This window comes from Kitasatospora humi, assembly GCF_020907985.1.
In the GTDB taxonomy this organism is placed as follows: Bacteria; Actinomycetota; Actinomycetes; order Streptomycetales; family Streptomycetaceae; genus Kitasatospora; species Kitasatospora humi.
Window position 1 is genome coordinate 1 of record NZ_JAJJPA010000109.1, and the last position, 4864, is coordinate 4864.

Sequence of the window (4864 nt, forward strand, 5' to 3'; positions counted from 1 at the left end):
CCGTCGTAGCCGCGGGTGGCGGCGCCGACGGTGGCGTCGGCCTTGACCGACTGCGAGTCGATGATCGCGGCGGTGGGCTCTTCCTTCTTGCCGACCAGTTCGCGCAGCATCTTGCGCAGTCGGCCGTAGAGCTCCTTGATGAGGTCGTTGTCGCGCCAGCGGCGGAAAAACCGGTACACGGCCCGCCAGTTGGGGAAGTCGGCGGGCAGGCTGGCCCAGCGCACACCCTCGGCGACCAGATAGCGCACTGCATCCATCATTTGGCGGTGGCAGTATCCCTCCGGGCGTCCGCCGCGTCCGTTCATCCAGGCCGGGACCGGCAGCAATGGCCGGACCAGCGCCCATTCGGCGTCGGTCAGGTCGGAGTTGTAGTGGCGGGTCCGGTCGGGCTGGTCAGCGGCGTTCCCGAGCCGGTGTGCGAGGCAATCGCACGACATGCCGGAGCTGGACGCGGACGGAGCGGGCACGCCAAAGTGGAGCACAAGGGCCTCCTTGCTGCTTCGATGACTAGACACCACCGAACTGCGCAGGAGGCCCTGCTTCTATGCGCCGGCACCCGGCCGATCACCGTAACGAGCGTTCCCCGACCAAGAGTTCGATCGGCAGCCACGGCACCCGGTTTGGGAATCGCTTCTCACTGATCACCGCCTGGACCCGCCCCCGCAGCACCAGCACCCTCGACCCCCTGCTCGCAGCGAGCTACACGGCCGGCGGCACCGCCTTGCTCACCCTGATCGCCTGGGGTCTGCGCCACACGAAGGACGGCACGCTCCCACCCGTCCTCGCCCATCGGCTGGACGTCCTGCTGAGGGCCGAGCCGGACAGCCAGGCGCTCGCGGTGATCGGCAGGTGCATGCGCCAACTCCGCCACCAAGCGCCAGCCTGGACGGCTGAACACACCGAATGGCTCCAACCGTTGGCCGAGCCATGGCGGCCCGCCCGTAGCTGGCTGCGCCACGGGGAGCCCGACAACGGAGTCATGGCCGAGCTCGCACGAACCGGCCTGCTGGCCGTACTGCGCGCGCCAGATGCAGAGCCGGCCCTCGACAAGACTTGGCTCGCACTTCTGGACCCAGTGGAGCCACTCGGCCCGCCGAGGGACTTCCTGGCTGACCTTGCCGCCCTAGACGGCGGCCCGGAAGCCGTCTCCGCGCTGCTATCCCGGCTCGCCTTTGCCACCAGCCACGTCGACGATCCAGCTCAGATCCAACGGGCCATCCAGCTCTGGCAGACCGCCCTGGATGCCGACCTCCCCGGACCAGCGCTGGCTGGGACTGGCCGGTTCGCCTACACGCCCCAGATTCCGGACGAAGCCTGGCTGGAGCTCACCGCCCGCACCGTGGAACGCCAGCAGGACCTTAACGCCCTGGAGAAGGTAACAGCCCGTGCCGCCCAGCACCTCGACTCACCGCACGCTCTGCACATCGTGGCGGCAGCCCTCACTGTGCAACAAGACCGATTCCGCGCCGACGAGATCCAGCGCCAGGCGACCAGCCTGCTCGCCGCGACCACACTGAAGATGTCCGAGCCAGCCAACGTCCTTCGCACGGCCCTGATCAACGCCGGAGTGGTGGAGGCCGCGAAGGCCAGCCCCAGCACACGGTCCTGCTGATCGGTATCCCACCTCGCTTCCGTGCACGCCAAGCGGAATCGCGGTCCTACCGACCATCCCATCGTTCCTCCGGGCCTGAGTCGTACCGTCGCACTTCAGCGGTGATTCGTGAGGATACGGACCCGGAGGAGCCGGAAGGAAGCCCGGCCGAACATGGCGCGCTTGAGGGTCTCATCAGCTGCTCCAGGCCACCCCAAGCGCCTCTAGCTGCCCGAGCTGCTCCGCGCTGAGCTTCGCCCGCCGGGCCTTCAGGTTGTTCAGCCAGGTGCCAAGCGACACCACCGCCTCCCTGCCGCCCGCACCCTCCACGACACCCTGCGCCGGGCCCAGCACCTCCTTGTGGGCCCGCGGAACCCGTGCGTGGCCCTCACGCTCAACGAACGCGGACAGGGCAGTCAGGCCTTGCTGGAAGCGATCCGTCTGGGACCGCTTCGGCTTCGCGGCCGCCGCCGCCCTCGCCGCGGCCAGCTCCGCGTCCTCCTCGATGCCGATCGCCGCGAGCAGTTCCTGCTGCCCCTCCGCGAGCGCTGCCCACTCCGCGCGCACCCGGTGGACGAACCGCCCCACCGGCTCGTCCTCGAACTCGACGTCCCGGCCCAGGGCTGGCCAGTCGACGACACCGCCGCTGGCCAGCCACCAGGCGCGAGCAGCGACGTAGGCCCGCTGCCAGGCGATCGACCATGCCGGCGCCCACCACGGGTCGATCTCCTCCAACCGGCGCCGCCTCTCCGGATCCAGCGCGCCCTCCTCACCCGCCGGCACTTCCGCAGCAGCCCTGAGTGCCTGCAGCCACTTCCCGACCCCAAAACCCCCAATTGACGCCCGAGTTGGCGCCGCGAGTGAGTTGAAGTGCTCCGCCGCCCACGCCCGCGCCCAGTCCAGACCGGATTCGAACGCGGCGTCCGAGACGGACCACACCATGTCGAGCGAGTCGAGCATCATGATCCGGTGTCGCGCCAAATTCCCCGCCGCATACTCCCTGCGACGCTCGGAAAGCCACTTTCCGAGCGGGAAGTTACCGGCCTTTCCTACCAGCGCCGAATAGGGGACCTCAAGATTCCCGTGCTCCTCGAACCACTTCCTGGCAGCGGAAATACCTTCCCGCCAGTACTGGTTCTCACCCGTCAGCACCCGCGTATTCACGAACAGCGCCAGCGTGTTCGCGTCCACCGGCGTCTGGAACCGGACAGGCAGCGTGAACGACGGCGCCCCCTCCTTCGAAACGCCAGGTCCTGCAACGGCTTCAGCGCTGCTCCCCTTGGTCCGCCGACCGCCGCTCTGCGGGACAGCGAGGGTCTCCACGACCTCGGCGTCGTGCGCCCTCAGCGCGGTGAGAATCTTGACGAGCGGTGCGTAGCTCTCGGATTCGAGGATGTCTCCGGGTTCCTCGTCCGGCTTGAGGAAAACAGGGACGATGATAGACGCCACCTTCCCCTCGCCGGGCTGCATCCGAAGAGCCCGACCGATGGCCTGGACGATATCCACCATCGACCCTCGACCCTGCAGAAGAACCGCGTCCGCATTCGGAATGTCAACGCCTTCGCCCAGAACCTTGCAGTTACTGAGGAAGGCATACAACAGTCCATCGCTCTCACCGGTAGCTCCGAAGTCGCCGATGACCTCCGTACGGAAATCCACGTCATGCTCACCGGAAAGCCACTGCGCCCAGACCTCTTCTGGATACTTCTCGGGGTCTTCCAAAAAAAGGTTTTCGACGGTCTGGTTCAGCGTTTCAGAGAAATATCGGGCCTCGATCGTGCGGGAGTGGAAAGTGATGGTCTTGCGCAGCTTCCGCTCGACCGCGGTCTTGATGAGGCCGGCCTGGATCGCGGCCACCCGCCGCGGGTCGACCCGGTCCTCCTCCTCGTCCTCGCCCACCCCCGCGCCCCACGGCAGCGGCTGACGCTCCGCCAGCTCCTCATTGCCCTCGGGCGCACGCAGCTCCAGGACTACGATCTCGAACGGGGCCAGGAGTTTCCGGTCGATCGCCTCCGCCAAGCCGAGCGTGAATACTTGTCGGCCGTAGATGGCGATGTCGTCCATGGAGCAGACCAGATCCTCCGTCAGCGGCTGATGGGCATCCGGCCGGGCCTTGAACTTCGGCGGCTCCCACACCCGCGGCGTGGCCGTCATGTAGAGCCGGCGCGCCGCGGGGATCCGGTGCTGGTGATGTACCACCGTCCAGGTCTTCAGCGCCGACCCACTGGAACGGTGCGCCTCATCACAGACCATCAGCGCCAGCTGCGGCACCTCGTCCACCAGATCGGACTTCACCTCGTAGGCATCCGCCACCGCGCCAGCGGAGGCGTAGGTGGCGAAGAGAGTGACGGGACGACGGCGCTTGCCGGCGCGGTCGAGCCACAAGGCGACCTGCAGCGCACTGGTGGTGCCCATCACCCCATGGGGCAGGTCCCCGGGGCCAAGCGAGCAGACCGCATACATCTCACCGGCCCGGCCGGCCCGCCGCCAGGAGCCGATCATCTGGACCAGGAGATCCAGGGTGGGGACGACGACCAGCACAGCACCGTGCGCAGCCAGCCTCTGGGCGGCAACCGCTCCGACGTAAGATTTCCCGGATCCTGTGGCCATCTGCGTGGTGGCCCTCAGGCCGTTGGGCATCACGATGCCGGGCCCGGGGGTGAGCGCCCGCACAATGGGTTCCAGCGCCTCTGCCTGGTGGCCCCGGAGAGTGATTCCACCCGACGTCTTCGCGGCTTCCAGGCCCGGCTTGATGATGCTCACGGAACGCTTTCCTTTCGACTATCGGGGCGGCTCTGGCCGTTACCCGGGATCGTTTCCCGCTCTTCTTCTGATACAGAAGCGAGGGGCAGTTCCTGCGGAACTAAAGACGGGTATTGCGTTTGAGATGGGATGGAATCGAGGGGCCGATTTTTCAGATTTCAAGGCGGCCGATCAAGGGGTTTGTATGGGTCGTGCGACCGGATCAATTCCCGCTGTACAAGTGATACACTCACCGAACGGGACGTCTCCCAGTCTAGCCGACGAAGCTGTCAGTGCGCACCGGATTCACCTGATCCGGCATCAGTCAAGGGGAGGTGAACGGGGCCGGTGCGCGCCCCGCCGAGCCACCCCCCACCCCTAGTCTGCTTGCTTGAACTCCCGCCATGTTCCCAGTTAGACAGCATGATAGCGGGCTCAGCCACGGAAGGGAGTGGAGCGAAGCGGAGCGACCGTCAGCCCGCGCGAAGCGCGGGTCAGCCTGACCGAAGGTCAGGCCACGGACACGCGGAG

General features: G+C 67.1%; 3 protein-coding genes. 1 reads left to right on the forward strand and 2 read right to left on the reverse strand.

The annotated features are described in order from the left end of the window. The coding region (locus LN042_RS36375; protein ID WP_230055750.1) for a transposase at positions 1–437 on the reverse strand (437 nt) is incomplete at its 3' end. A gap of 107 nt (positions 438–544) precedes the next feature. On the opposite strand from LN042_RS36375, the gene LN042_RS36380 reads away from it, so the two are divergent. Further along, positions 545–1612: a hypothetical protein gene (locus LN042_RS36380; protein WP_230055751.1), complete on the forward strand. Its 1068-nt coding sequence runs from the start codon at positions 545–547 to the stop codon at positions 1610–1612. A 174-nt stretch (positions 1613–1786) separates the two neighbouring features. Here the strand turns inward: LN042_RS36380 and LN042_RS36385 are convergent, their stop codons facing one another. Further along, complete coding sequence (locus tag LN042_RS36385; RefSeq protein ID WP_230055752.1) at positions 1787–4354, reverse strand: DEAD/DEAH box helicase; 2568 nt, start codon at positions 4352–4354, stop codon at positions 1787–1789. Between the last annotated feature and the right edge of the window lie 510 nt (positions 4355–4864).

Coding starts and splice junctions, on each gene's coding strand:
- LN042_RS36380 (WP_230055751.1), top strand. CDS start 545: ATGCGCCGGCACCCGGCCGATCACCGTAACGAGCGTTCCCCGACCAAG.